Raw genomic sequence first — 22,578 nt, forward strand, 5'->3', positions numbered from 1 at the left:
TTGTACGATATTTTTTCCGTTGTGTCCCGTACTATTTTCGGATCCCGAAGGGCGGGACCGAATATTTACGCCGACATCACCGTAAGCCCTTGTTTCTATATTTTCTCAAAAAAAATAGCCCACCAAAACTGTTGTTTGGAAATCGCGACTCGAACGCGCTGCCATGACGGAACTTTGTGTACACCCATCTGTTGGGTTCCGAAAAAGTTTAAATCTGTGTATTTCTAACTTGGGTTAGACAGCCGACACTTTGTGAAATTGCAGCCAGGCCAGGCGGGCGAAGCCGTCTTGGACGGTTTCATCAATGGCATAGGCTTGCTCGATGAGCTTCTCGGCTTGCGCTAGGTCGTCGAGGTAGCCGTGCAGCAATGCGAGTAGGATCAGGCCCTCCCCTGTTTTGGCGTGCTGATCGGCTTTGGTCATGGCTTGCAGGAAGGCTCGGGAGCTGAGCCATTGCGGTTTGTAATGGATGATTGCATGGCCGATGCCTTCGCAATGATGGGCTGTTTGGCTGAAGAGCTCGGCGAGTTTGCCCCAGTAGTGAATGGTCGGTGGCTCCGGGGTCTGTGGTGCGGGAACAGGCGGCTTTGGCGCATCCAGTTCGGCGAGTTTGATGGCGAGCAGCAGGCTGCGTTGGGCGCTGGGTTGGGTGCAGGCGGCCTGGAGTGGCTCATTGATAGCGACTAGCCCGGGATACCAGGGCGGGTTGGGCTGAGCATGCCTGATCCAGCCGCCGCCGAGCATCCAGACGTTGGCGCCTGTTGCTCCCGCCAGTGAGGTGACGGCGGTGTTGGGGCCGATGATCAGGTCGAGCGCCTGGTAGAGGGCGGCGCAGTCATCGAGGTCGTCTTTCAGGTCAAGCTCCTGTCCGCCGAAATTGACGATGTCGACACCGAAGCTGTCTCGCGCGTGGGCAAGCTCGTCGGCGCATTCGCCGTATTGCAGGTTGATGAATTTGTTGCCGGGCAGGGAGAGAATCGGACCCCAGTCGTCGATGTCGGTGTAGCCAACGTCGCGCCGCGCGCTGCGCAGACCGCTGCGCCAGGCGAAGCCGACTTTGCGGCCTTGGCCTAGCGCGGCGAGGCGGGCTTTCCAGTAGGCGACGCGCTCCGGGTCCGGCTTGAGGTAGCCCTGGTGTTGCCCTTGTCCGGGAAAGTCGGCGAGCCTTTTGCGGTAGATGCCGGGGAGGCTGCCAGCAGCGATCTGGTAGTCGACCTCTTGGCCGGCTGGCAGCTTGGGCTTGGGGCCGGTTTTGTTTCTGGCGCGGTCGACCGGGTGGATGATGGCTTGGGGGAAGGAGCGCGCGAACAGGGGGGCAAGGCGCGGGTCGCAGTCGATGATGACCTGGCCTGCGTCGCGAATCAGATCGGGGAGGCAGTTGGCGAAGAGGATTTCATCGCCGACGCCCTGTTCAGCGTAGACCAGGATGGTTTTGTCGCTGATGTCGCCCGGCCCTGCTGGCGGATCGGGGCTGCCTGCGTTGTCGGGGGCCTGTCCATTGGATCGGTGCCCATTGGGTTGCAGCCCATCGGGCGGGAGCAAATGCGGATACGGATAGCGGGCATGGGCGAGGGGCGTCAGCCGCTTGCGCGTCTCATACGCGGACCAGCCGTTGGCAAGGTCGCCGCCGGCGAGCCGCTCGATGGACTGGTTATAGGCGGCGGCGGGCTCGTCGGGGTTGAGCTCGAGCGCGCGCTGGTAGCAACGGCTGCCTTCTTGCGGCTGATTGCAGGCGGAGAGGACGTCGCCCAGGTTGGTCCAGGCGCAAGCGTTTTTGGGGTCGAGCTCGACGGTTTTTTCGAGGATGGGGCGGGCTTCTTCGAGCTTGCCCTGTTCCCGCAGCGCGGAGCCAAGGTTGCTGTAGTAGTGGCTGTTGCCGGGTTGCAGCTGCGCGGCGCGAACAAAGGCGTTGGTGGCCTGCTCGTACTCGCGCAGCCGGATGTGCATGGCGCCGAGGTTGTTCCAGGCGTCGGCGTGGCCGGGGTTTCGTGCAATGGTCTGTTCGAAGGCGGCGGCGGCGTCGCGGATGCGACCGATGGGCTCGAGCGCCAGGCCGAGCATGAAGTGCAGCTCGGCGCGTTCGGGGGCTTCGATCAGCGCCTGGCGCAAGTACTTGGCGGCCTGTTCGTGCTGGCCTTGATCGAGCAGCGCGGTGGCGAGCTCGGCCAGCGCCTGGGGGTCGTAGGGGTCTTCGGCGAGACGGGCGCGTGCGGTGGCTTCCGCCTGGGTTGAGAGCGGGGTTGCTCGCGCGGGCGATGGTTGGTTGACGGCGCGTGCCTCGGGCTCGGCAACAGTGGCGGTCTCGGTCATGCTGCCGTCCAACGGTCGGGTCTCTTTCATTGCCCCTTCATTCCCTCAGGGCGCCGTGCTGCGCCAGATCAGGCGTTCGAAGCCCAGCGCGACCACGGCGTGGGGTCTTTGAAAGACCGCAGCCAAAATCAGGCTGAGCAAATCCAATGTTTTAAGATTGTTCCAGCGATGCGGTGTTCCATCGCGCCTTTCCGTCAGTCTAGCCGATTTGGTCAAGGCTGGGAGCAACGCGGCGCGACGGCTCCATACGTCAAGGTGAAACATGCACTTGGTCATCCAGCTGGCGGGACCATTGGTGTTCCTCCAGTTAAGCCCGCCCAATGCGCGGATCGACCCACAGGTAGACCAAGTCGGTCAGGGTATTGACGCCGACATAGATCAGGCTGATCAGCAGCACGCAGCCCTGGGCGACTGGGTAGTCACGGGCTTTGATGGCGTCGACCAACAGGCTGCCGATGCCGGGCCAGGAAAAGACGGTCTCGGTGATGACGGCGCCGCCGAGCAGGCCGCCGAGTTGCAGGCCGAGCAGAGTCAGGATGGGCAGGGCGGCGTTGCGCAGGGCGTGATGCCAGAGCACGGCGGATTCACTGAGGCCCTTGGCGCGCGCGGTGCGGATGTAGTCCTCGCTCAGCACTTCGAGCAAGCTGGCGCGCACCATGCGGGCGAGCAGCGCGGCCAGTCCGGTGCCGAGCGTCAGGGCTGGCAGAATCAGGCTATTCCAGCCCTCGCGGCCGCTGACCGGGGTCCAGCCGAGCCACAAGGAGAACACCAGGATGAGCATGGGGCCGAGCCAGAAATTAGGCACCGCCATGCCGAGCACCGAGAAGCCCATGGCGGCGGAATCGAGCGGTCTGCCCTGATGGCGCGCTGCCAGCACGCCGAGCGGCAGGGCGATGATCACGGCCAGGGTCAGCGCGGCGAGCGTGAGCTGCAGAGTGGCGGGGAAACGCTCGGCGATCATCGCGGTGACTGGGCGCTGGTCGGTGAAGGATTCGCCCAGGTCAAGCCGGAGAAGGCCACTCAGATAGTCGCGATACTGCACCGCAAGCGGTCGATCCAGGCCAAGACGGGTGCGCAGGGCGGCCTGATCGGCCGGCCGCGCGCTTTCGCCAAGCATGGCTTCGACTGGGTCGCCGGGGACCAGATGCAGCAGCAGAAACACCAAGGTGCAGACGCCCAGCATGACGACCAGCGCGGCGCCCAGGCGCCCGAGCAAGGGGCCTGCCATCAGCCCGCTGCCGGCGCGATGGTTGGCGGCACCATCACCGAGGACAGAATGTCCGGAGACAGCGGATCGGTCAGAATGCGCACCAAGGCACCCTTGGGCGTGCGCGCGAACAAGTCGATAAGATCCGCATCATGCATGCGGATGCAGCCATGGGAATGCGGCTCGCCCATGGGCTCGGTATCCGGGCAGCCGTGGATGTAGATAAAGCGGCGCAGGGTATCGCGCTGACCACCACGGTTGCGCCCTGGCTCCAGCCCGCTCAGCCACAGGATGCGTGTGAGAATCCAGTCGCGCTCAGGGTATTGCGCGGCCAGTTCTGGGCTGTAGATTTCTCCAGTGGGTCGTCGGGCGCGAAACACGGTACCCGGTGCAGCGCCCTCGCCGATTTTCAGTCGCACCCGATGCAAGCCGCGCGGTGTGCAGCCGCTGCCATTGCGCTCTCCTGGTCCGTTAAGTGCGGTGGAGACGGGATAGATGCGGCCGCGACCGTCGCCACTGAGCAACGCCAGGCGTTGCTCGGACAGCGAAATATGCAATTCCACTGGGGCTTGGACCAAACGGCAATCAGGCGGCGATTTGTTCGAACGAAAAACTCGGAGAGTTTGCCCGTTGGTGTGCATGCTCAATGGTAATACCGCAAAGAGTCCCGGCATTATCCAGATCAATGAGGGTATCCTCGTCCAAATCCCGCGTTTCAGCGATCTCCGCACTGCGCAGTTCAATATAGAGCGTGTCGGTATCCTGAAAGTATTTGATTTTCATCACGCGAACCCTCGATCGAAAAATGCGTTGTGGACGGTTGTTCCATCTGCCAAGAGGATAACTCGAAGATATCTGCCATCAGCCTCACGAATGGGTGCCCAACGGCGAATCCTCCCGTCTTGCTGGATCACTTCTTTGACTGGATTCTCAATGACGTGCTGAATCCAGGCAATATCAATACAAGCTCGATCCGATCGCTGACGGGTCGCGAGGAAGTATTGCGTATATTGCATCGTATCGCCTGAAATTTCCTTGCCATCACCCGCCCAACGTCTTGCTCAGCACCTCGAACAAATCTGGCGAGATGCCATCGCGCCCGCGCAGTCCCTCCAGTTCGGCACGCATCCGCGCTTGGCGCCCGGTATCGTAACGTCGCCACTGGGTGAGCGGGTATAGCAGGCGCGCTGCTAGCTGCGGGTTGAGCGGATCGAGACGGCTAACCTGCTCGGCCAGCAGGCGATAGCCGCCACCGTCTGCGGCATGAAAGCAGACCGGATTGCCGCTGGCGAAGGCGCCGATCAGGCTGCGCACGCGGTTGGGATTGCCGATGGAGAAGTCTTTATGCACCAGCAGCTGCTCGACGCGGCGCAGGGTGCCCGGTGCGCTGACCTGGGCCTGAATGGCAAACCATTTATCCAGCACCAGCGGGTCTTGCGACCATTGCTGGTAGAAATCTGCCAACGCATGCTCGGGAATATCGGAATCCTCTGTATCGCGCAACCGCACGAGGGCGCGCAGCGCGGCGATGCGGTCGGTCATGGTGACGGCGGTGGCGAACTGCCGCTGGCAGAGTTGCAGAACCGGCTCATCCGGCGCGCGCATCAAATAGGCGAGGCAGAGGTTCTTGAGTGCGCGTCGGCCCATGGCGGCGAATGACAGTTCTGGCTCGCTCCCGGTCTGATGTGCGGCCTGATCCGCAACCGGTTCAGCCGCTTGCAATGCCTGATAGGTCTCCAGCAGCTCGGCACTCAAGGCACTGGCGATCTGCGCCATCAGCGCCTCGCGCGCGCGGTGAATGCCCTCAACATCCACCACGTCCATTTGATCGCCCAGGTAGGACTCGGACGGCAATGCCAGTACCTCGGCCAGCAACGCTGGATCGGCATCCGGATCTCGCAGCGCAGCGGCAAAGGCGTCGATGAACGCCTGCGGAGCCTGGCTGCCTGGTGCCGCGACCATAGCTAAGAGCACTCGCTCGGAAAGCTGCTGAGCGGCATTCCAGCGCGCGAAACCATCGCTGTCCGCGGCCATCAAGCGGGTGAGTTCTTCATCGGAGTAAGGAAAGCGCAACTTGACCGGCGCCGAAAAGCCGCGCAGCAGCGAGGGCACCGGGCGCTCGCTGAGGCCGACGAATTCAAACACCTGCCGCGCCTCGCGCAGCTCCAGCACCCGGGTACCGGGCCCGATTGGCGCGGGCTCGCCGGCCAGTTGCACCGGGAGCTCTCGTCCGTCGGTACCGATCAGCCCGAGCGCGAGCGGCATGTGCTGCGGTGACTTCTCGGGCTGGCCCGGGGTGAGGTCGGTGTGCTGGCGCACTTCCAACCGATAAGTGCCCTGCCCTGTCTCCCAGTCCGCCGTGCACTCGAGCACCGGCGTGCCGGCCTGCTCATACCAGCGGCGGAATTGGGTCAGGTCCAGGCCGCTCGCGTCTTCCATGCAGCGCACGAAGTCTTCGGTCGTCACCGCCTGGCCGTCGTGGCGCTCAAAGTACAGATCGGTCGCGGCGCGGAAGCGCTCAGGGCCGAGCAGCCGTGCCTGCATGCGCACCAGCTCGGCGCCCTTCTCGTAAACCGTCGCGGTGTAGAAGTTGTTGATTTCGATATAGCTGTCGGGGCGCACCGGATGCGCCATGGGGCCGGCATCCTCCGGGAACTGGCGCGCGCGCAGAGCGCGAACATCGGCGATGCGCTGGACATCACCATTGCCTTGGTCGGCACTGAATTCCTGGTCCCGAAACACGGTGAAACCTTCCTTCAGGCTCAGTTGAAACCAGTCGCGGCAGGTGATGCGGTTGCCGGTCCAGTTGTGGAAGTATTCGTGCGCCACCACCGACTCGATGCCGGCGAAGTCCTGATCGGTTGCGGTCTCGGGGCTGGCAAGGACATACTTGGCATTGAAGATATTCAGCCCCTTGTTCTCCATGGCGCCCATATTGAAGTGGCTAACGGCGACGATCATGAACAAGTCCAGATCGTACTCGCGCCCATAGCGCTGCTCGTCCCAGCGCATAGCGGCTTTGAGCGAGCGCATCGCATGGTCGCATTTGTCGCGGTTTTGTGGCTCCATGTAGAGATGCAGCGCCACCTCGCGTCCGGAGGCGGTGGTGAAGCTGTCCTCAATGCGCGCCAGATTGCCAGCCACCAGCGCAAACAGGTAAGTGGGCTTGGGGAAAGGGTCCTCCCAGCGCGCCAGATGGCGGCCGTCGGGCATGGTCTCCTGGCCGACTGGATTGCCGTTTGACAGCAGCACCGGATAACGCGCCGCATCCGCCACCAGGGTGACCGAAAAGCGCGTCATCACATCCGGGCGATCGAGAAAATAGGTCAGGCGCCGAAAGCCCTCGGCCTCGCACTGGGTGCAGAGCATGTCGCCAGACACATAGAGCCCCTCGAGCGCGGTATTCGCGGCCGGATGAATCCGCACCCGGGTGCGCAGCCGGAAGCGGTCCGGCACCCTTTGCACCACCAGCGCCTGATCCTCCGCGCGATATTCAACCGGCGGCAGCACCCGCTCATCGAGCGCGACCTCCAGCAGCTCTAGCTGCTCGCCATCGAGCCGCAGCGCGCCATCGCCGCGCTTGGCCGCCGGGTTGCGACGCATCTCCAGTTCCGCGCTGACCAGGGTCTCGGTCGCTTCCAGGTCGAAGCGCAGGTCGGCGCGGTCGATCAGGAACTCAGGCGGCTGGTAATCTTGCAGGCGGGTTGGCTGGGGGGTATCGCGATACATGTTGGGGTGCATCCTGGTCGGTGGTCGATTGGTGGGCGGGTCGCCAACAGATTGCCAAAGCGGCGCTGCGCAAGACGCTCGCGATGCGGCGGCACTCGCCGCTTGCAATGGCGACTGCTAATCTTAACCTTTGGCTGGACTGGCGCGTGGCAAGCTCGCGCGGCTGCGCAAACGCCGCCAATCCATCTGCATCAGGCTCAGGCAATCAAGCATTCGAGACGCACAATGGTCAAGATCGAGATGTACAGTACCGCAGCCTGCCCCTATTGTGTGCGGGCGCGACGGCTTTTGCACAAGAAGGGCGTGGAATTCAACGAAATCCGCATTGATGAAGAACCCTCGCGCGAGGCCGAGATGATCCAGCGCAGCGAGCGCTTCACGGTGCCGCAGATTTTCATCGGCGAGCGCCATATCGGCGGCTATGATGACATGGCCGAGCTCGACATGGACGATGCGCTCGACCCGCTGCTGCGCGGTGAAGAGCCGGTATGAACGCCTCTGTTTGTTCCGATCCGGCCACCAATATGGTGCATGTTATGAACCCTGCGCTTGTTCCTGACATGGAGAACCGGTCATGAGCGCGGCGACCGACGCCAACGAGGCCAGTCAGCGGCTCGACAAATGGCTGTGGGCGGCGCGTTTCTTTAAGACCCGGCAGCTCGCAGTCGATGCCGTCAATGGCGGCAAGGTGCAGGTCGACGGCCAGCGCTGCAAGCCCAGCCGCGCGCTGCGCCCTGGTGCCCGGCTGCACATTCAGAAAGGCGAGCTGGCGTGGGAGATAGAAGTCCGCGCTCTGTCCAAGCAGCGTCGGCCCGCCAGCGAGGCCGTGCTAATGTACGAGGAAGATGAAGCCAGCCGCCTGCGTCGTCAGGAGCTCGCTCGCGCGGCGCGCGAAAATGTCCATCTTGGCCCCCGCACGCGCGGTCGGCCAACAAAACGCGACCGGCGTCAGCTTGAGGCCTTTAACTCGCGGCAAAAAGAGGCCGGAAGCGATTAGTCATGGACACTCAGGCGTTGCGCGAGACTTATGATGAAATCAACGAATGCGCCTGCCCCTACGAGAAGGCCATTCTGACCGGGCAATGCGAGTGCTCGCGCGCCGACCGTTTTTGCCTCGCCGAGCGCGAAGGCGTGCGCTGCAATGCCGAGCCAGCCCAGGCGCGTTGCCTGAAGCTGATCGAGACCCTGCGCGGTCAGGCCCGTTTTGCGCTGAAGACACTCGATCAGCAGGCCGCTTTGGCCCACAACAAGGCGCTGCGGGTGCAGGTAGGCGGCTTGCAGGGCCTGCACAAGGCACTCTGGCCCAAGCAAAAACTGCCGTTGATGATTGGCGATATCGATGCCTTAATCGAGCGCGCCATCGCTGAGTTTGGCAGCCTCGATGCCCTGCCCTTCGGCCAGATCGTGCAGCAGCTCGCCGCTTACAAGGGCCGGCGCCGGCGACGAGCGCGTTAGTCGGTGGCGTTGACAGGACGACATGGAATTTCGGCGCGTTTTGGTCCGGAAACGCATGTGTAATCGCTTAATGTGTTGTGAGAGACATCATCATGGCTTCTAATTTCGAGACCTTTTTCGACTTCAATCGCTATGCCGTGGTCGGTCACTCGGCCGCCAAGCCCTTTCCGATTCTGACCTACAAGGGGCTGAAAAAGCTTGGTAAACGGGTGTTTGCCATTGATGCCAGCGCGAAGAACATCGATGGCGATGCCGCCTATGCCGACCTGAGCGCGCTGCCGGAGACGGTGGAAGCTGTGGTGATCGAGGCACCGAAAGAGGAAACCCGAGACTGGGTGGCCCGCGCAGCTGAGGCTGGCATTAAGGATGTCTGGATTCACATGGCCCATGAAACGCCAGAAGCTGTTGCCTTGGCGGAGGAAAAACACATCAATCTGCGCACCGGAACCTGCGCGGTGATGTACCTGAAACCCGGTTTTTCTCCGCACGGCCTGCATGGACTGATCATGAAGGCCTTGGGCAAATACTGAGTCCTGTTCCTTCGGATACCGGCCAGTTCCTTCGGAGGGCGACCAGCTCCTTCGGATAGAGGCAACCACAGCTGACACAAGTCACGTGACCCAAGTTCAGAGACTCGGCCACACGCCAACAGCCTGTTTTGGTTATTGCTGAACCGCGCCTAATTTGCCGCGGGTGGGTTCGCTGCCGGTGGATTCGCCGCAGGCTGCTCCCCTGGTTCAGGCCCGGCCGGCGCAACAGTGCCAGCAGGGCCTGGCAGTAGCGAGGGGTTAGCAGCGCCGTCAGCGACGCCACCAGCTTGTGCCGGGGGCTGATTCTGGTTACCGCCAGCGTTTTGAGCTGCAGCCGGATCAGCATTCGGGTCCGCCGGCTGATCCGCAGTCGGGAGCGTCGGTGCTGGTGCGCCAGCCTCACCATCCGCTCCTGGCGGCGCGTTCTGTCCAACCTGGCCAGCAGCTCCCGGATCAGCTCCCGGAAGCGCATCCTGTCCAGCTTGGCCCTGATCGTTATCGCCTGGCTGCGGTTCGGTGGCTCCCTGCCCGGCTTGGGCATCGCCCGGCTGACCTGCCGGGGGAGGACCTCCTAGAGGAGGATCTGCCGGAGGTTGGCCCGCGGGATCAGTTGGCGGCGCGGCGCCCGGCGCTGGTTCTGCACCTCCTTGCTGGGCAGCGCCTGCCTGAGCGGCATCGTCCGCGGCCGGTTCTTCGGGCACCTCCCGCACCAGGCGCAGGTGCACGACGTTGCGCTGATTGGCGCTGAAATCCTCGCCAAAGGCGAAACCAAGCTGACCCGCGCGCGGGGAATTGTTGTCCTCGGCGGAGTCGTACCAAAACCAACCCGAGGGCGTGTAAGGAAAAAGCGAGAGATTGACCGCCGGAAGTTGGCACCCAGGCTGGATGATCTGGCGCAATTCGTCCAGCTTGGGGATGCGCCAATCATCAAAGCCGGCGAAAGTGCTTTTCTCGGCGATCTCAAGCGCTTTCTCCCAGGTGACATACTTGAGGCGACCTTCGCTGCAGCGATCGCCGCGCAAACCTTCGGTGCATCGCTTCCAGATCAGGCCGTTTTCCTCATCGCCGACGGTCCCATCGTCCGTCGGTTTCCAGCGTTCTTCGTCGAAGTCGTCCTCGGCTCCACGCCCGCAGCTGGGTTCTTGCTGCTGCTGCGCGGCTGCGACGGCAGACAGCAGCAAGAGTCCGCACAATATGATGGCACGCAGCATCGCCACAGGCCCTGATGCCGGAGTCAAAAAGCAGCCTGCCAATGGCATTGGTCTGTTCAGCGGCCTTTGGCGCGCAGGCAGGCGATAGCGGCCTGCAGCGGGTCGATCACCGGGGTCAGCTTGCGCCGCATCAGGGTGCCGAGGGTGGTCGGGTCCGGCAGCACGGGGCGCATGGTGGCATAGCTGACGCCGGAGAGCAGGCGCATGGCGGCGATCTCACCCGCGAGGGCCGGTGCCTGGGTCAGGCAAGCCTGCACAGCCTCTTGCAGGCCCGGAGCGCTGGGTACGGCAGGCTCACTAGGCACGCCAGTCTTGTCGGGCATGCCAGACTGTTCAGGTTTGGCAGGCTTATCGGGCATGCGGGCCATTTCCATTCCGGCTAGGCGCTCGGCCTCGGCTTGCGTTCCGACTAAGCGCTCCGCCTCGGTCTGGAGCTCGGTGATCGGCAGGCCGGGGTCGCCCTCGGGACGCATGGGCGCGAAATACTCACACATCAGCGCGAAGGTAGCGGCGACCACGTCCTGATTCGGCGGCTTGGCCAGCACTTTCGAGAGGGTATCGAGAAACCGCTGCCCTGCCCCGCTGCCACAGCGCAGCAACAGGCGCGCGACGGGGTTTTCGGCCTCCGCCAGTGGCGTCAGGGCTTGCTGTAGCCGCGGGTAATCACCGCGGTCGGCCAGCGGCTCGGGCAGATCGTCCGGCAGCGCGCGCAGAAAACCCACCAGGTACGCCTGCTTGCGTGCCGACTTCTGCCATAGGTCATCGCGCCGCGCGGTGTCGATGAGGCCTGGCTGCAGCACCAGGCGCACGGAATCCATGATCTTGTCGCTCTCGGTCTCGAACGGCAGATACTCGATCAGGTAGTCGGCCAGTTCGCCGCCCAGCCCGCTTGCGACAATGGTTGGATTTGCCAGCATGCGTCTGGCGTTCTCGGCGTCTTCCATCGCCCACCAGGCGCGCCGGGCGAGCTCTTCGGTCAGCCCGGGCGAGCAAACGGCGGCGACCACGGCCTCGGGCTCGCCGAGCATCAGCAGTTGCTCAAGACTTTCATCGCGCATCTGGCCCATGCGCGTCCAGCGGCGCAGATAGACCGGATAGCCGCCAGGTGAGCCGAGAATGTGGCCGGAAATTAGCTCACGGACCGCCCGCAGGTAGGTCTCCGGGCGACCTGTCGGGTGCAGGTTGACGCTGAGCTCGCCTTTGCCGGACAGGCCGGAGACGATGAGCTTGGACTCATCGATACGGATCGCCTGCGGTTTGTTGGCCAGCAGGACGTTAAGCCTCAGATTGTCTTCGCTCGACAGCTCCAAGGCGGCACCTATCGGGCTTGGGTGCGCGGTTGGACCTCGGCCATGGCGGCATCGGAGGCGATATCAGGCATCGCTCGGCGGCTTGTAGGTTGGATCCTTGGGATTGAGGAATATGAAATGCTGATTGCCGTCGTCGAGGGTGACAAAGTCCATCACCGCGGTGTCGAGCAAGGGCACAGACTCTGGCGCGATAACAACATCTACACCTTCTGAGGTGAAGCGAATGTCGTCCTCGCCGATTTCGTCGAAGCCCATGCGATAGTCAATGGAGCCGTCAGGATTTTGCGCTGCCGCCAACCTCAGCGACAGCCCCTCGGTACCGCCCTGCTGCGCGGCTTTGGCGACTTGTTCCGCCGCTGTTGGAGTCACTTTGAACATAAACCCATCTCTTGTTCTCAGTCGCGATCACGCTTGCGCGCTCGCCGCGTCGTGATCGCCAATGAATGGTCAGTTTTCGCCGAAACCCGGTGCGGCTTCGGCAAACAATAGCACTTGCCACCACAAGGTTGTTTGCGGAAACTCGTTTTTCAACCTTGCGCGGCAGCTGCCGGCTCAGTGGATCATTGGATCAGTGGCTCAGTCGCCCAGCGATGCGCGGATGGCCGCCACGAACCGCTCCGGCCAGCGATTGCCGCCAACCCCGCGCAGATGCGAATAGCTGGCCAGCAGGCGCTTGTGCACGATGCCGTCGTGACGGCCATCAACACCAGTGCCGCGCAGCACCTGGTAGGCAAAGGTCCAGTCGGGATCGGCATTGACCACCGCGGAATGATGGAACTCATGTGCCTGAATGTCGCCGTCACCCGCCACGCCCGACCAGGGGCTGGTGCCGGTCTCGCGCAGCCGGACATAGCCACGCCCCTGCGGCTTGGCATGCATGGCCACGTCCGCTTGCAGCACGCCGCACATGCGTGCCGAGCGCTCCTGCCAATGCAGGCGCTCGCACAGGTACATCAGCCCGCCACATTCCGCGTAGACCGGTTTGCCGGAGGCGACAAAATCCGCAACCGCCGCGCGCATGCCGCGGTTGGCCTCAAGCGCCTCCATATGAAACTCCGGAAAGCCACCACCGAGCAGCAGCGCGTCTACCTCCGGCAGCTCGGGCGAATCGAGCGGGCTGAAACTGATGAGGTCCGCGCCTGCGCGCTCGAGTGCGGCCAGATCATCCGGGTAATAAAAACCAAAGGCCGCATCGCGTGCGATGCCGATGGTCAGGCGAGGCTGGGATGAGCCGACGGTCGGATTAGCCCGGGTTTTGGCAGCGGCGACCGTGTCAGCGGCCTCGAAAACACCCTCGCCCGCCGGGCCTTCCGGCTGCCGAGAGGCTACCTCCAGCAAGGCGTCAAGGTCGACATGCTCGGCCACACGGGTGCGGATGCGCTCGATCTTGTCCTCTGCGGCCCGGGCTTCGTTGCTCGGCACCAGTCCGAGATGGCGTTCGTCGATATCGAGTTCGGCCAGGCGCGGCAGCATGCCGAGCACGGGCAGGTCGGTATAGTGCTCGACCACCCGCAGCAGATTATCGCCATGCCGACCGCCGCCAATCCGGTTGAGAATCACCCCGGCAATGGGCAAATCGGGATCAAACGCCTGAAACCCGAGCAGCAAAGGCGCGATCCCCCGCCCGAGGCCCTTGCAGTCGATCACCAGCACCAGTGGGACGCTAAGCAGCTTGACCAGCTCGGCATTGCTGCCTTCACCGTGCAAGTGAACGCTGTCGTAGAGGCCGACATTGCCCTCGATCAGGCGAAGATCAGCGCCCTGGCCGTCGCGTTGAAAGGACGCGCGTATCTCATCCGGCGCCTGGGTGTGGAAATCGAGATTGAAGCAGGAGCGTCCCGCGGCGAGCCCAAGCCACATCGGGTCGATGTAGTCAGGCCCCTTCTTGAAGGGCGCAACAGCCAGGCCGCGACGACGCATTTCCGCAGTCACGCCGATGCTGATGGTGGTTTTGCCGGATGACTTATGCGCCGCGGAGAAATAGAGACTGGGCATTGGAAGCGGCGCAGGGGCCCAAAGGCCCCGCTACTAGACGGCAGGTCTGGGGCTAACGTCCGCGCGCTTCGGCTGCGGCCACATGCGGGTCGACGGCACGATCAGCCAGCGACTCAGGCAGGAACTGCAGCACCCGAATGCCTACCGTGGTGATCAGCAGCGCCACGGCGACACCGCCGATGCCGAGCAGCAACTCCGGCAGGCTGGGCCAGTATGGTGCCACGGCCCCGCCAATATCGCCCGGCGTGCCGAATTCGATCACCGTTTTGCCAGGGAACATCTCCTGCGGGTAGGCCTGGCTGCCGATGATGATGACATACATGGCTGCCAAGCCACCGAAGATGACCAGCGCGCTCGCCAGCGCGATGGCTTTGGGGTTCTTGCTGTGCTCTGGATGATAGATGATGCCGAGCGGCAGCAGACTGCCGACAATGATCCAGCAAAGCCAGAACGCCAAGGTGTAGATTCCGCCGGTCAACAGCAGAAAATGCTCGATATTTTGTGTCTGCGCGCCATAGAGGCGGGTCAGATGGTAAATCAGCGTGAAGTAGAGTACGCCGGCAACGAACAGGCCGAGCAAGTCTTTCAACCGCTTAAGCATCAGCGGGCCAATCGGGCGGTCATCCTGCTCGAAACTGTACATCAGCACCAAGATGTAGATCGCCAGACCGTAGGCGAAGGACATGACCACGAACATCGGCGCCAGCACGGCGGTGTCGTAGGCTTCGCGCCCCACCAGAAAGCCAAAGATGGAGCCGGTACCCGTTGTCAGCGCCAGCCGCCAGAGAAACGCGAAGGTGCCCACGGGCTTTTTGTAGGGGTTACCTTTGCGATCAGCCATGGTCCAGAGGTAGGCGATCACAATGGCCACGAAGCCGGTGTAGAGGAAAATGTTCCAGGCAAAGATGGAGCTGAAATTGTAGGTGGTCATGGCCACCGCGAGACGATCAGGGCGGCCAAGATCAAGCACCAGCACCAGCAAGCCACCAACCAGCAGCGCCGCCGCCAGCAGCCCCGACAGCCGCCCGAGCGGCTTGTAGAAGGACTTATCAAAAACGGTACCGATGGAGGCGACGTTCAGCGCGCCCGAGGCCGAGATAATCAGAAAGACCGCAAAGATGTGTGGCGTTCCCCACACCACCGAGTTGGTCATGCCGGTGACCCAGTGACCATGGTGCTCCATGTAGAGCGCGGCAAGGCCGCCGATAGCGATCACGCCGGCCAGAATGGCCAGCATGCTCCAGTAGCGCGATGACTCAATGCGCCATTCCCGATAGACAATTCTTCTCATAACCGCAAGCCTCGCGGACTAGATGCCGGCGTAGCGCACGCCAGTATTGAGCTCGAGATCCTCGCGGATCTGACGGCTGTTGACCTCGCGCAGGGCATCACGCAGTGGCCCGTTAGGAGCGTTGAGGTCACCAAAAATGATGGCGGCGTGGCCAGCCTCGCGGCACGCCTCGGCGCAGGCGGTGGTGTCCTCGCCATTGTCGAGCCGATGCACGCAGAGATTGCAGCTCTCGACGCAGCCCTTGCCGCGCGGCGCGCGGGTGAGCTTGTGCGCAACGCGCTCGTGAATGAACGAACGTGCCTTATAAGGGCAAGCCATCATGCAGTAACGGCAGCCGATGCAGGTGTGGCGGTCGACCATAACGATGCCATCGGCGCGCTTGAAGGACGCACCGGTCGGGCAGACGTCGACACAAGGCGGCTGCTCGCAATGCTGACACATCAGCGGCAGATTGGTGATGCGCCCGGTCAGGTTGTCGCGCAACTTGACCTTTCTGATCCAGGTTGAACGCTGGTTGTCCCATTTAAGCGGATTGATGCCCTCGGGCGCCTCTTGCAGGTCGAGGCCATTTTCATGTTCGCAGGCTTCCACGCAGGCGCTGCAGCCATCGGCGCATTTGGCCGTGTCGACTAACATGCCCCAGCGCTTGATGTCGGTGACCGGCGTGGTGCGCGGGGCTGCGACGGCCGCCGTGTGCAGGACGACGCCCGCTGCAACGGCTGCGCTGGTCAAGCCCGCAGCCTTGGCGAGAAAGTCACGCCGGCCGGCGTCGGGCTGGTGGCTGGTGTCTGGCTGTTGCTTGTGCTCGCTCATCGCTGTTGAGACTCCTCCTGACGGGTCAGGGCGGGTACCTGCTGATGGGGCGCCACTCCAGGTAACTGCGCTCTCGGTATCTGGGCGAAAGGCACTTGGGCTAAGGGCAACCGAGCTACAGGCGCCTGGGCTGCGGGCACCTGCGCAAGCGCTGCACTACCGAGCTGAACCCCAGCGGGTTTCGGTGTGACAGGCGCGCCAGCAGACATCGGGTGCGGATGCCTGACCTGATGCGGGTTCGCTCGAACCTCCTCGGTCACCTGATTCCAGGACTCGCCGTCCGGCACCGTGGCATGACAGTCGAAACAGTTCAATGTGACTGCGGCGGTTTCATGGCAGGCGTTGCAGAACTGACCATGATTACTGACGGGGACTGGCACGCCTTTGGCGTCATGCGCCGCATGACAGTCCACACAGCCGGATAGGCTGTACTTGGTGTGGCGAATGCCGTCGTAGACCGTGGTGTCGCGCTGATGGCGGATGTATTTCATGTGATAGCGGCGCATCGCGCGGGTCGGCTCGACACAGCTGTCGAGCTTGGCTGCACGTGAGCCAGGCACGACGAAGCCACCGAGCGGCTCTGCGTGCGCCACCCCGATGCCTGCCAGCCCCAGCAGGAACACACCGACACAAGATGCGATCCAGCCGGTCCGCCAAATCGATTTTCTCGATTTGGAGTTGGTGACTTTCGCTTCCGTCATGGACGCCTCCGGATATCCTGTCTTCTCTCGCATGAGTCCGTTATCGCTCTACCCGTAATCGCTCTAACCGTTATCGCTCTACAGGCCGATAGCATGCAGCGGTCGAATGGCAATGCAGCGGACGGGGCTCGCCGGTCGCCGCCTCTGCAGTCAGAGCCAACGAAGGCGAGCAACTCCCGCGACGCAGCCCTTACTCGCCCAGCCCCATCTTGATGTAGCCGGTCGGACAGACGTCGGCACAGATATGGCATCCGATGCATTTGGCATAGTCGGTGTCGACATAGCGCCCAGTGGTGCTTGCGTCTTTATTGACGCGGAAGACGGCGTCTTGCGGACAGAAAATGACGCAGTTGTCACACTCGAAGCACATGCCGCAGCTCATGCAGCGCTTAGCCTCGTTGATGGCTTCCTCTTCGGAGTAGCCGATCACGCGCTCCTTGAAATGGCCCAGCACCTCTTCAGCACTCGGAACCTCTTCCTTGCGGTGAACGCGCGGGGTGAAGGGGAAATGCCCGAGGTAGAGCTCTTCATGCGGAATGACTTCGGCGTTCGAGCGGTCCTCGTAGTTGTGAATGGCATACTTCGCGTCGGAGGTGCCACGCAGATCGCCGCCATCGCCGGCTTTGAATTCCTCGGGGGCCAGCTCGGCCTCGTTCAGCTTGGCGAGCAGGTTGAAGTGATGCACGTCCACCTTCGGGCGGCGCTTGTGCTCGGCCTGGCCCAGATACTCGTCGATTGACTCGACCGCGATCCAGGCTTGGCCGATGGCCGTGGTCAACAAGTGCGGGCGGATGATGTCGCCAGCGACAAAATGCCCCGGCTTGTCCGGCACCTGGTAGAACTTGTCGGAGTTCATCAGGCCGCGACCGTTGTCGAATTGCTCGAGCCCCGTCAACTCGCCACCCTGACCGATGGCGGAGACAATCAGGTCGGCGTCGAGCACGCGCTCAGTGCCCTCGACGGGCGTCGGGCGACCATCGGTCATCTTGCAGTCGGCCACTTTGAGCCCGATGGCACGGCCGGCATCGTTCTTGATCACCTCGGTCGGCATGACACCATCAAGGACGGTCACGCCTTCCATCAGAGCGTCGTCCACCTCATGCTCGGCAGCGGTCATCTTGTCGCGCTCGAACAGCGAGGTGAGGGTCACGGTCGCGCCCTCGGCGGCAGCGGTAGTGGCCGCGTCATGCGCCACATAACCGTCGTGGATCACAGTCTCGGGCAGATCGCTCTTGCCGCTCTTGGAAATGTGACCAAGACGACGTGCAACCGAGACCACGTCGATGGAGGTATCGCCGCCACCAACGCAGACGACCTTCTCTGCAGTGACCTTCATACGCCCCTCGTTGAAGGCTTTCAGGAAGGCAACGCCAGAGACGCAGTTGGGCGTGTTGTCCCAGCCGGGCACGGGCAGGCCGCGACCGCTCTGACAGCCGATGGCCCAGAGCACCGCGTCGTAGTCTTTCTCGAGCTGATCGACCGTGATATCGACACCAACCTTGGTGTTGAGCTTCACCTCGATCTTGCCCATGTCGAGGATGCGGTTGATCTCGGCATCAAGTGCATCACGCGGCACGCGGTAGCCCGGGATGCCGAAGCGGAACATGCCGCCAAGACCCGAGTTGGCCTCGAAGATGACCGCAGCATGGCCCTTGCGCCGCAGCTGGTAGGCGGCGGCGAGACCCGCCGGACCGCCGCCGATGACGGCTACGGTCTTACCGGTGTCGGCCGGCGCTGGCTCGAACTTGTAGCCATTGGTAATGGCCGTGTCGCCGATGAACTGCTCGACCGCGTTGATGCCGACAAAGTCCTCGACCTCGTTGCGGTTGCAGCCGTCCTGACAGGGCGCCGGACAGACGCGGCCCATCATCGACGGGAAAGGGTTGGCGTCGGTGGAGCGGCGGAAGGCGTACTCTTGCCAGGTCATGTCCTTGGGCGGTTGCTCAAGGCCGCGGACAATCTGCAGCCAGCCACGGATATCCTCGCCCGAGGGACAGCTACCCTGACAGGGCGGCGTCTTATGGACATAGGTCGGGCATTTGTGCGAGGTATCCTGAAGGAAGATCTTTTCGGTCAGGTTATCCCAGACATTGTCGCCGTCTTCATAACGGCGCCAGGACAGCTTGCTCATTTCTTCGCTCGAAGTCGCCATCGCGTCACTCTCCTCCGCACTGGAACCACAAAGGGTCCGTGTCTCAATATCCGTTGCTCAGGTCTGACCCGGTCGGTATCGATCGGGCCCGGTAAAAAATAAATCTCTCGCCGCGCCAGCGTCATCGCGGTACTTAGGCCGCGGCATTTTCAGGCTCCCCGCTGGGCGCATCATCCGAATCATCGCTCTCCTGACCGGTCAGGACGAGCGCATTGGAGACCAGCTGATGCACGCTCACGATTTGATCCATGTCCATGCCGTAATAGGGCAGCACCTTGGTGAACTGGCTCTTGCAGATCGCGCAGATCGCGGCCATGTGGGTGACGCCTTTTTCCTGGATGACGTGGTTCAGCGCCTCGACACGCGGCTGCGCGCCCTTCACCCGTACTTCCATCAGATCGTCGGTCAGCAGACCACCACCGCCGCCGCAGCAGAAGGTGCGATCACGGATGGTCTCCTCGTCCATGTCGTAAAAGTTGTTGCACACCCTGCGAATGATCGCGCGCGGAATATCGAACTGACCACCCGGCTTGTCGCCCATGCGCGAGGCGCGCGCGACATTGCAGGAGTCGTGATAGGTCAGCACCATGTCATCGTTCTGCGACTTGTCGATCTTCAGCTTGCCCTGCTGAATCAGGTCGTAGGTGAACTCACAGATGTGCTGCGGGACCGGGTAACGCGGATCGAGAAAATCCCAAGGTCCGGCCAAGGTGTTCAGGAAGCTATAGGCCACCCGCCAGGCGTGACCACACTCGCCGAAAACAATGCGCTTGACACCAAGCTTGATGGCGGCCTCACGGATGCGCAGCGCAACGCGGCGCATGTTGTCGTAGGAACCAATGAACATGCCGAAGTTGGCCGCTTCTGACGCATAGGAGCTCAGCGTCCAGCTGACTCCAGCCTCGTGGAAGACCTTACCGTAGCCAATCAGGCCATCGACATGAGGCTCGGCGAAGAAGTCCGCCGAGGGGGTGACCAGCAGGATATCGGCGCCTTCCTGGTCCACCGGGTACTTGACCTCTACGCCGGTCTCATCGAAAACGTCCTCTTCCAGCCCCTCAAGCGTGTCCGCGAGCGCTGGTCCGGGCAGGCCAAGATTGTTGCCAATCTTGTAGACCTTGCCGATGATCTCGTTGCAGTATTTCTGCCCGATGCCAATGTGGTCCATGATCTCGCGCGCGGCCATGGATATTTCGGCCGTGTCGATACCGTAGGGGCAGAACACCGAACAGCGCCGACACTGAGAGCACTGGTGGAAGTAGTTGTACCAGTCGCCGAGGACTTCTTCGGTCAGGTCGGTTGCGCCGACCAGATCCGGAAACAGGCGCCCAGCGAGTGTGAAATAGCGCCGGTAGACCTTACGCAGCAGATCTTGCCGACCCACTGGCATGTTTTTCGGGTCATGGGTGCCGAGGTAGTAGTGGCATTTGTCGGTACAGGCCCCACACTTAACACAGGAATCCAGATAAACCCGCAGCGAGCGATAGCGCCCGAGCAAGTCGCCCATCTTGTTGATGGCCTGCTTTTGCCAGTCCTCAACCAGCTCCCCGGGGAATCCCAGCGCCTCTTGAAACTCCGGCTTGGACTTGTACGGCTTGGAGTGTGCCATGACACCCGGATTGATCTCCGGAATCTCGGCATACTCCTTGAGCGCGGGAACTTCGAAATTTGCCTTAGCCATGTATCAACCTCGGAATCCGGCAGCCATTGTCCACTTTACTCTTATCAGGCTCTTATCAGGCGCTCTTGCCAGGCGTCTGTTACCGGCTCTCTCTGGCCGGTTTAGCCATTGATGCGATGCCGTCTCTGCCGCCTCTTTATTCTTGCTCGAGCCGTTTCGCCCAAGGCGCGATATGTCGCCGCTCGCGGGGATTGTCGACCTGATTGCGCGTCGGGCTGAAGAACAGTCCAGGCGCGTGCAAGAGCTTGCTGTAAGGGAAGATAATCATCAGCAGCGCGACCAGCAGCAGATGCAGCAGCAACACGGGATCGGCCGGCAGGGTCACAACCTGCAAGTTGTAGAGCCCGGCAAAAAATTCTTTAACCCGAATAATGTCGGTATGCAGCACAAAGCGCATCATTAGTCCGGACGCCCCGATGGCCACCAGCAGCGCGAGAATCAGATGATCGGAGCGCGAGGAAATGTAGCGCACGCGGTCTACGAAAAAGCGCCGCGCCCAGAGGCCTGCGAGACCAACCACCATCGCCATGCCGCCATAGATACCAAATGGCTGGATCATCTGAATCGGAACAGGCACTGGATCGATGAAATAACGCAGATGGCGCAGGGTCACCAACAGCAGACCAAAATGGAACATCCAGCTGAAGATCCAGGTCCACTTATTACCGCGGAAAAGGCTCTCGAACAGCACCACCTCCCGGGTCATGCGCAACGCCACACCGGTCTTGGTCGTTGGCGCAGGCGTTGTCGGGATCTTCAGCGGCGCCGGCGTGCGGGCATACTGCAGAATTTTTAGCGCCAGTCCACCCAGCAACACCAGGGTCGCAAAGTAGAACAGGTAGGCGTAGATATCCGAGATAAAGGACATGATCGCGCGACCTCTGTCTTCAGTCGATGCGTGTCTTCAGTCGATGCGCCGGGGGGCCGGAGCGGAGCTCCAGGCACAACGCGACGCCCCGAGGTCTGACGGACTGGATTCCGCCGCAATCAGCGGAATCTCAATCAGCGGGTCTCAGGCCAATGGCTCCGGGAGCATAGGCCACCGGGCCCATCGGCGCTGATCTCCTGTCAGGTATTACACACACCCAGTCGGCTTGGGCAGTCCGGCGTAGCGGCAAGCCTGCTTGGCCGGACCGTAAGGGAACAGGCCGTAGAGGTACTTACTGTTGCCCTTGTCCTTGCCCATTTTCTTGCCGACGGCCTTAGTGAGAACACGCACTGCCGGAGCAATCTGATATTCCTCGTAATACTCGCGCAGGAAGTTAATGATGTCCCAGTGCTCGTCGGTCAGTTCCAGGTCGTCTTCTTTCGACATGACATCGGCAACGCCTGGCTCCCAGTCGTTGATGTTGGCCAAGTAGCCTTCTTCGTCAGTCTCGAAGCTCTTTCCGTTGACATCGATCGGCATAGTCGTCTCCTGAGGTTTATCGGTTTTGGTATGAGTGAGAACTACAACCAGGCCTGAACCGCATCAGCTTCCGCGGCAAGATCCACGAAGCCGGCATAGTCCACAACACTGATTCCGCTAATGAGGCGATCCTCACCAAAGCCCCGGGCTTTGAGATCCTCGCCGAGTACAAAAACTTTCACCGCGCCCATGGCCCGCTCGACCTTATCGGCCACCTCGGTGCCACGCAGGGCGGCATAGATACCGTCCTCGAACAGCAGCACGCTTGCGCCATCGGTGGCATGCTCCAGACAGGAGCTCAGCGCGTTTTTCTCGAAGGGCGATTTGTTGACTGTGTGTAAATTGCTCATGCCGGACTCCTTCAAAAGCTGAAGACGACGTCGGATTCGTCCATCAGGGCCGCCATTTCCTGGCGTGACAGGACGCGAATGGAGTCTTTCTCCGCGTAGTCGTCATCTTCGTCTTCCCAGGTCAGGTGCTGCAGGTCATCGAGCGTGAGACCGCGCGCCTCGAGGGATTCCTTCTCGATGAAAATCTTCTTGACGTCATAGTCACCAAGCGCACTGTAGGTGGGAGAGAAATTCTTCATCCCGATCCCGGCGGTCTCCTGCCCCTTGGTGAGCTGATACACGCCATCGTCGACAAAGGCAAGACTCACGTCCTGATCGAACGCGGCACCGATCAGCACGACCTCAAGTGACTCCCAGGCGTAAATGGTGCCGTAGGGCGCTTTGCGGTTGAGGTACAGAAACTTTTTTATGGAGGACATCTACCTAAACTCCTGT

At 62.0% G+C, this 22,578-nt stretch carries 23 protein-coding genes; 4 read left to right on the top strand and 19 right to left on the bottom strand.

The features are described from left to right. Positions 1-234: 234 nt before the first annotated feature. The 6 genes from Thiosp_RS19885 to pepN form a co-directional block, all read right to left on the bottom strand. Complete coding sequence (locus Thiosp_RS19885; protein WP_201068691.1) at positions 235-2,340, bottom strand: tetratricopeptide repeat protein; 2,106 nt, start codon at positions 2,338-2,340, stop codon at positions 235-237. A 277-nt stretch (positions 2,341-2,617) separates the two neighbouring features. Next, complete coding sequence (gene nikB / locus Thiosp_RS19890; RefSeq protein ID WP_201068692.1) at positions 2,618-3,538, bottom strand: nickel ABC transporter permease; 921 nt, start codon at positions 3,536-3,538, stop codon at positions 2,618-2,620. Beyond that, positions 3,538-4,074, bottom strand: a complete 537-nt coding sequence (locus Thiosp_RS19895; RefSeq protein WP_407702799.1) for a L,D-transpeptidase family protein — start codon at positions 4,072-4,074, stop codon at positions 3,538-3,540. Before Thiosp_RS19895 ends, nikB begins: the two co-directional genes overlap by 1 nt. Positions 4,075-4,102: 28 nt before the next feature. Then, positions 4,103-4,300, bottom strand: coding sequence for a DUF2283 domain-containing protein (locus Thiosp_RS19900; RefSeq protein ID WP_201068694.1), 198 nt, complete (start codon positions 4,298-4,300; stop codon positions 4,103-4,105). Then, the gene (locus Thiosp_RS24835; RefSeq protein WP_407702742.1) at positions 4,300-4,533 is read right to left on the bottom strand and encodes a hypothetical protein; all 234 of its coding nucleotides are present in this window, start codon (positions 4,531-4,533) and stop codon (positions 4,300-4,302) included. The genes Thiosp_RS19900 and Thiosp_RS24835 overlap by 1 nt, the downstream gene beginning before the upstream one ends. A 25-nt stretch (positions 4,534-4,558) precedes the next feature. Further along, positions 4,559-7,246 (bottom strand): aminopeptidase N, encoded by a 2,688-nt coding sequence (pepN, locus tag Thiosp_RS19905; RefSeq protein WP_201068695.1) that lies wholly within the window; start codon positions 7,244-7,246, stop codon positions 4,559-4,561. Positions 7,247-7,471: 225 nt separating this feature from the next. On the opposite strand from pepN, the gene grxC reads away from it, so the two are divergent. From grxC to Thiosp_RS19925, 4 genes are all read left to right on the top strand, one after another. After that, on the top strand, positions 7,472-7,738 hold the full coding sequence (gene grxC / locus Thiosp_RS19910) for a glutaredoxin 3 (RefSeq protein ID WP_201068696.1): 267 nt from the start codon (positions 7,472-7,474) through the stop codon (positions 7,736-7,738). An 82-nt stretch (positions 7,739-7,820) separates the two neighbouring features. Continuing rightward, positions 7,821-8,243: an RNA-binding S4 domain-containing protein gene (locus Thiosp_RS19915; protein ID WP_201068697.1), complete on the top strand. Its 423-nt coding sequence runs from the start codon at positions 7,821-7,823 to the stop codon at positions 8,241-8,243. 2 nt (positions 8,244-8,245) lie between these two features. Next, entirely contained in the window at positions 8,246-8,701 is a 456-nt protein-coding gene (locus tag Thiosp_RS19920; protein ID WP_201068698.1) for a hypothetical protein, read from the top strand. Between the two features lie 92 nt (positions 8,702-8,793). Beyond that, on the top strand, positions 8,794-9,231 hold the full coding sequence (locus tag Thiosp_RS19925) for a CoA-binding protein (RefSeq protein WP_201068699.1): 438 nt from the start codon (positions 8,794-8,796) through the stop codon (positions 9,229-9,231). A gap of 149 nt (positions 9,232-9,380) precedes the next feature. Here the strand turns inward: Thiosp_RS19925 and Thiosp_RS24840 are convergent, their stop codons facing one another. The 13 genes from Thiosp_RS24840 to tusC all read right to left on the bottom strand — a co-directional run bounded on the left by Thiosp_RS24840 (position 9,381) and on the right by tusC (position 22,562). After that, positions 9,381-10,490, bottom strand: a complete 1,110-nt coding sequence (locus Thiosp_RS24840; RefSeq protein WP_407702743.1) for an Lcl domain-containing protein — start codon at positions 10,488-10,490, stop codon at positions 9,381-9,383. Positions 10,491-10,498: 8 nt separating this feature from the next. After that, positions 10,499-11,752 (bottom strand): sulfur reduction protein DsrS, encoded by a 1,254-nt coding sequence (locus Thiosp_RS19935; protein ID WP_201068701.1) that lies wholly within the window; start codon positions 11,750-11,752, stop codon positions 10,499-10,501. Between the two features lie 63 nt (positions 11,753-11,815). Beyond that, on the bottom strand, positions 11,816-12,130 hold the full coding sequence (locus tag Thiosp_RS19940) for a HesB/IscA family protein (RefSeq protein WP_201068702.1): 315 nt from the start codon (positions 12,128-12,130) through the stop codon (positions 11,816-11,818). Positions 12,131-12,328: 198 nt separating this feature from the next. Continuing rightward, a complete protein-coding gene (locus Thiosp_RS19945; protein WP_201068703.1) occupies positions 12,329-13,747 on the bottom strand; it encodes a cobyrinate a,c-diamide synthase in 1,419 nt (472 codons plus the stop codon). 52 nt (positions 13,748-13,799) lie between these two features. Beyond that, positions 13,800-15,038: an NrfD/PsrC family molybdoenzyme membrane anchor subunit gene (gene nrfD / locus Thiosp_RS19950; RefSeq protein ID WP_201068704.1), complete on the bottom strand. Its 1,239-nt coding sequence runs from the start codon at positions 15,036-15,038 to the stop codon at positions 13,800-13,802. Between the two features lie 18 nt (positions 15,039-15,056). Beyond that, complete coding sequence (gene dsrO / locus Thiosp_RS19955; protein WP_201068705.1) at positions 15,057-15,851, bottom strand: sulfate reduction electron transfer complex DsrMKJOP subunit DsrO; 795 nt, start codon at positions 15,849-15,851, stop codon at positions 15,057-15,059. Further along, complete coding sequence (locus Thiosp_RS19960; protein ID WP_201068706.1) at positions 15,848-16,552, bottom strand: cytochrome c3 family protein; 705 nt, start codon at positions 16,550-16,552, stop codon at positions 15,848-15,850. The genes dsrO and Thiosp_RS19960 overlap by 4 nt, the downstream gene beginning before the upstream one ends. 190 nt (positions 16,553-16,742) lie before the next feature. Further along, positions 16,743-18,704, bottom strand: coding sequence for an NAD(P)-binding protein (locus Thiosp_RS19965; RefSeq protein WP_201068707.1), 1,962 nt, complete (start codon positions 18,702-18,704; stop codon positions 16,743-16,745). A gap of 133 nt (positions 18,705-18,837) precedes the next feature. Continuing rightward, positions 18,838-20,385 (bottom strand): sulfate reduction electron transfer complex DsrMKJOP subunit DsrK, encoded by a 1,548-nt coding sequence (gene dsrK, locus Thiosp_RS19970; RefSeq protein ID WP_201068708.1) that lies wholly within the window; start codon positions 20,383-20,385, stop codon positions 18,838-18,840. A gap of 136 nt (positions 20,386-20,521) precedes the next feature. Continuing rightward, on the bottom strand, positions 20,522-21,253 hold the full coding sequence (locus tag Thiosp_RS19975) for a respiratory nitrate reductase subunit gamma (protein WP_201068709.1): 732 nt from the start codon (positions 21,251-21,253) through the stop codon (positions 20,522-20,524). 207 nt (positions 21,254-21,460) lie between these two features. Continuing rightward, a complete protein-coding gene (locus Thiosp_RS19980; protein ID WP_201068710.1) occupies positions 21,461-21,793 on the bottom strand; it encodes a TusE/DsrC/DsvC family sulfur relay protein in 333 nt (110 codons plus the stop codon). 41 nt (positions 21,794-21,834) lie between these two features. Beyond that, on the bottom strand, positions 21,835-22,143 hold the full coding sequence (gene tusB, locus Thiosp_RS19985) for a sulfurtransferase complex subunit TusB (RefSeq protein ID WP_201068711.1): 309 nt from the start codon (positions 22,141-22,143) through the stop codon (positions 21,835-21,837). A gap of 11 nt (positions 22,144-22,154) precedes the next feature. Further along, positions 22,155-22,562, bottom strand: coding sequence for a sulfurtransferase complex subunit TusC (gene tusC, locus Thiosp_RS19990; protein WP_201068712.1), 408 nt, complete (start codon positions 22,560-22,562; stop codon positions 22,155-22,157). Positions 22,563-22,578: the final 16 nt, after the last annotated feature.

Origin of the sequence: Thiorhodovibrio litoralis, assembly GCF_033954455.1 — a bacterium.
Lineage (GTDB): Bacteria > Pseudomonadota > Gammaproteobacteria > Chromatiales > Chromatiaceae > Thiorhodovibrio > Thiorhodovibrio litoralis.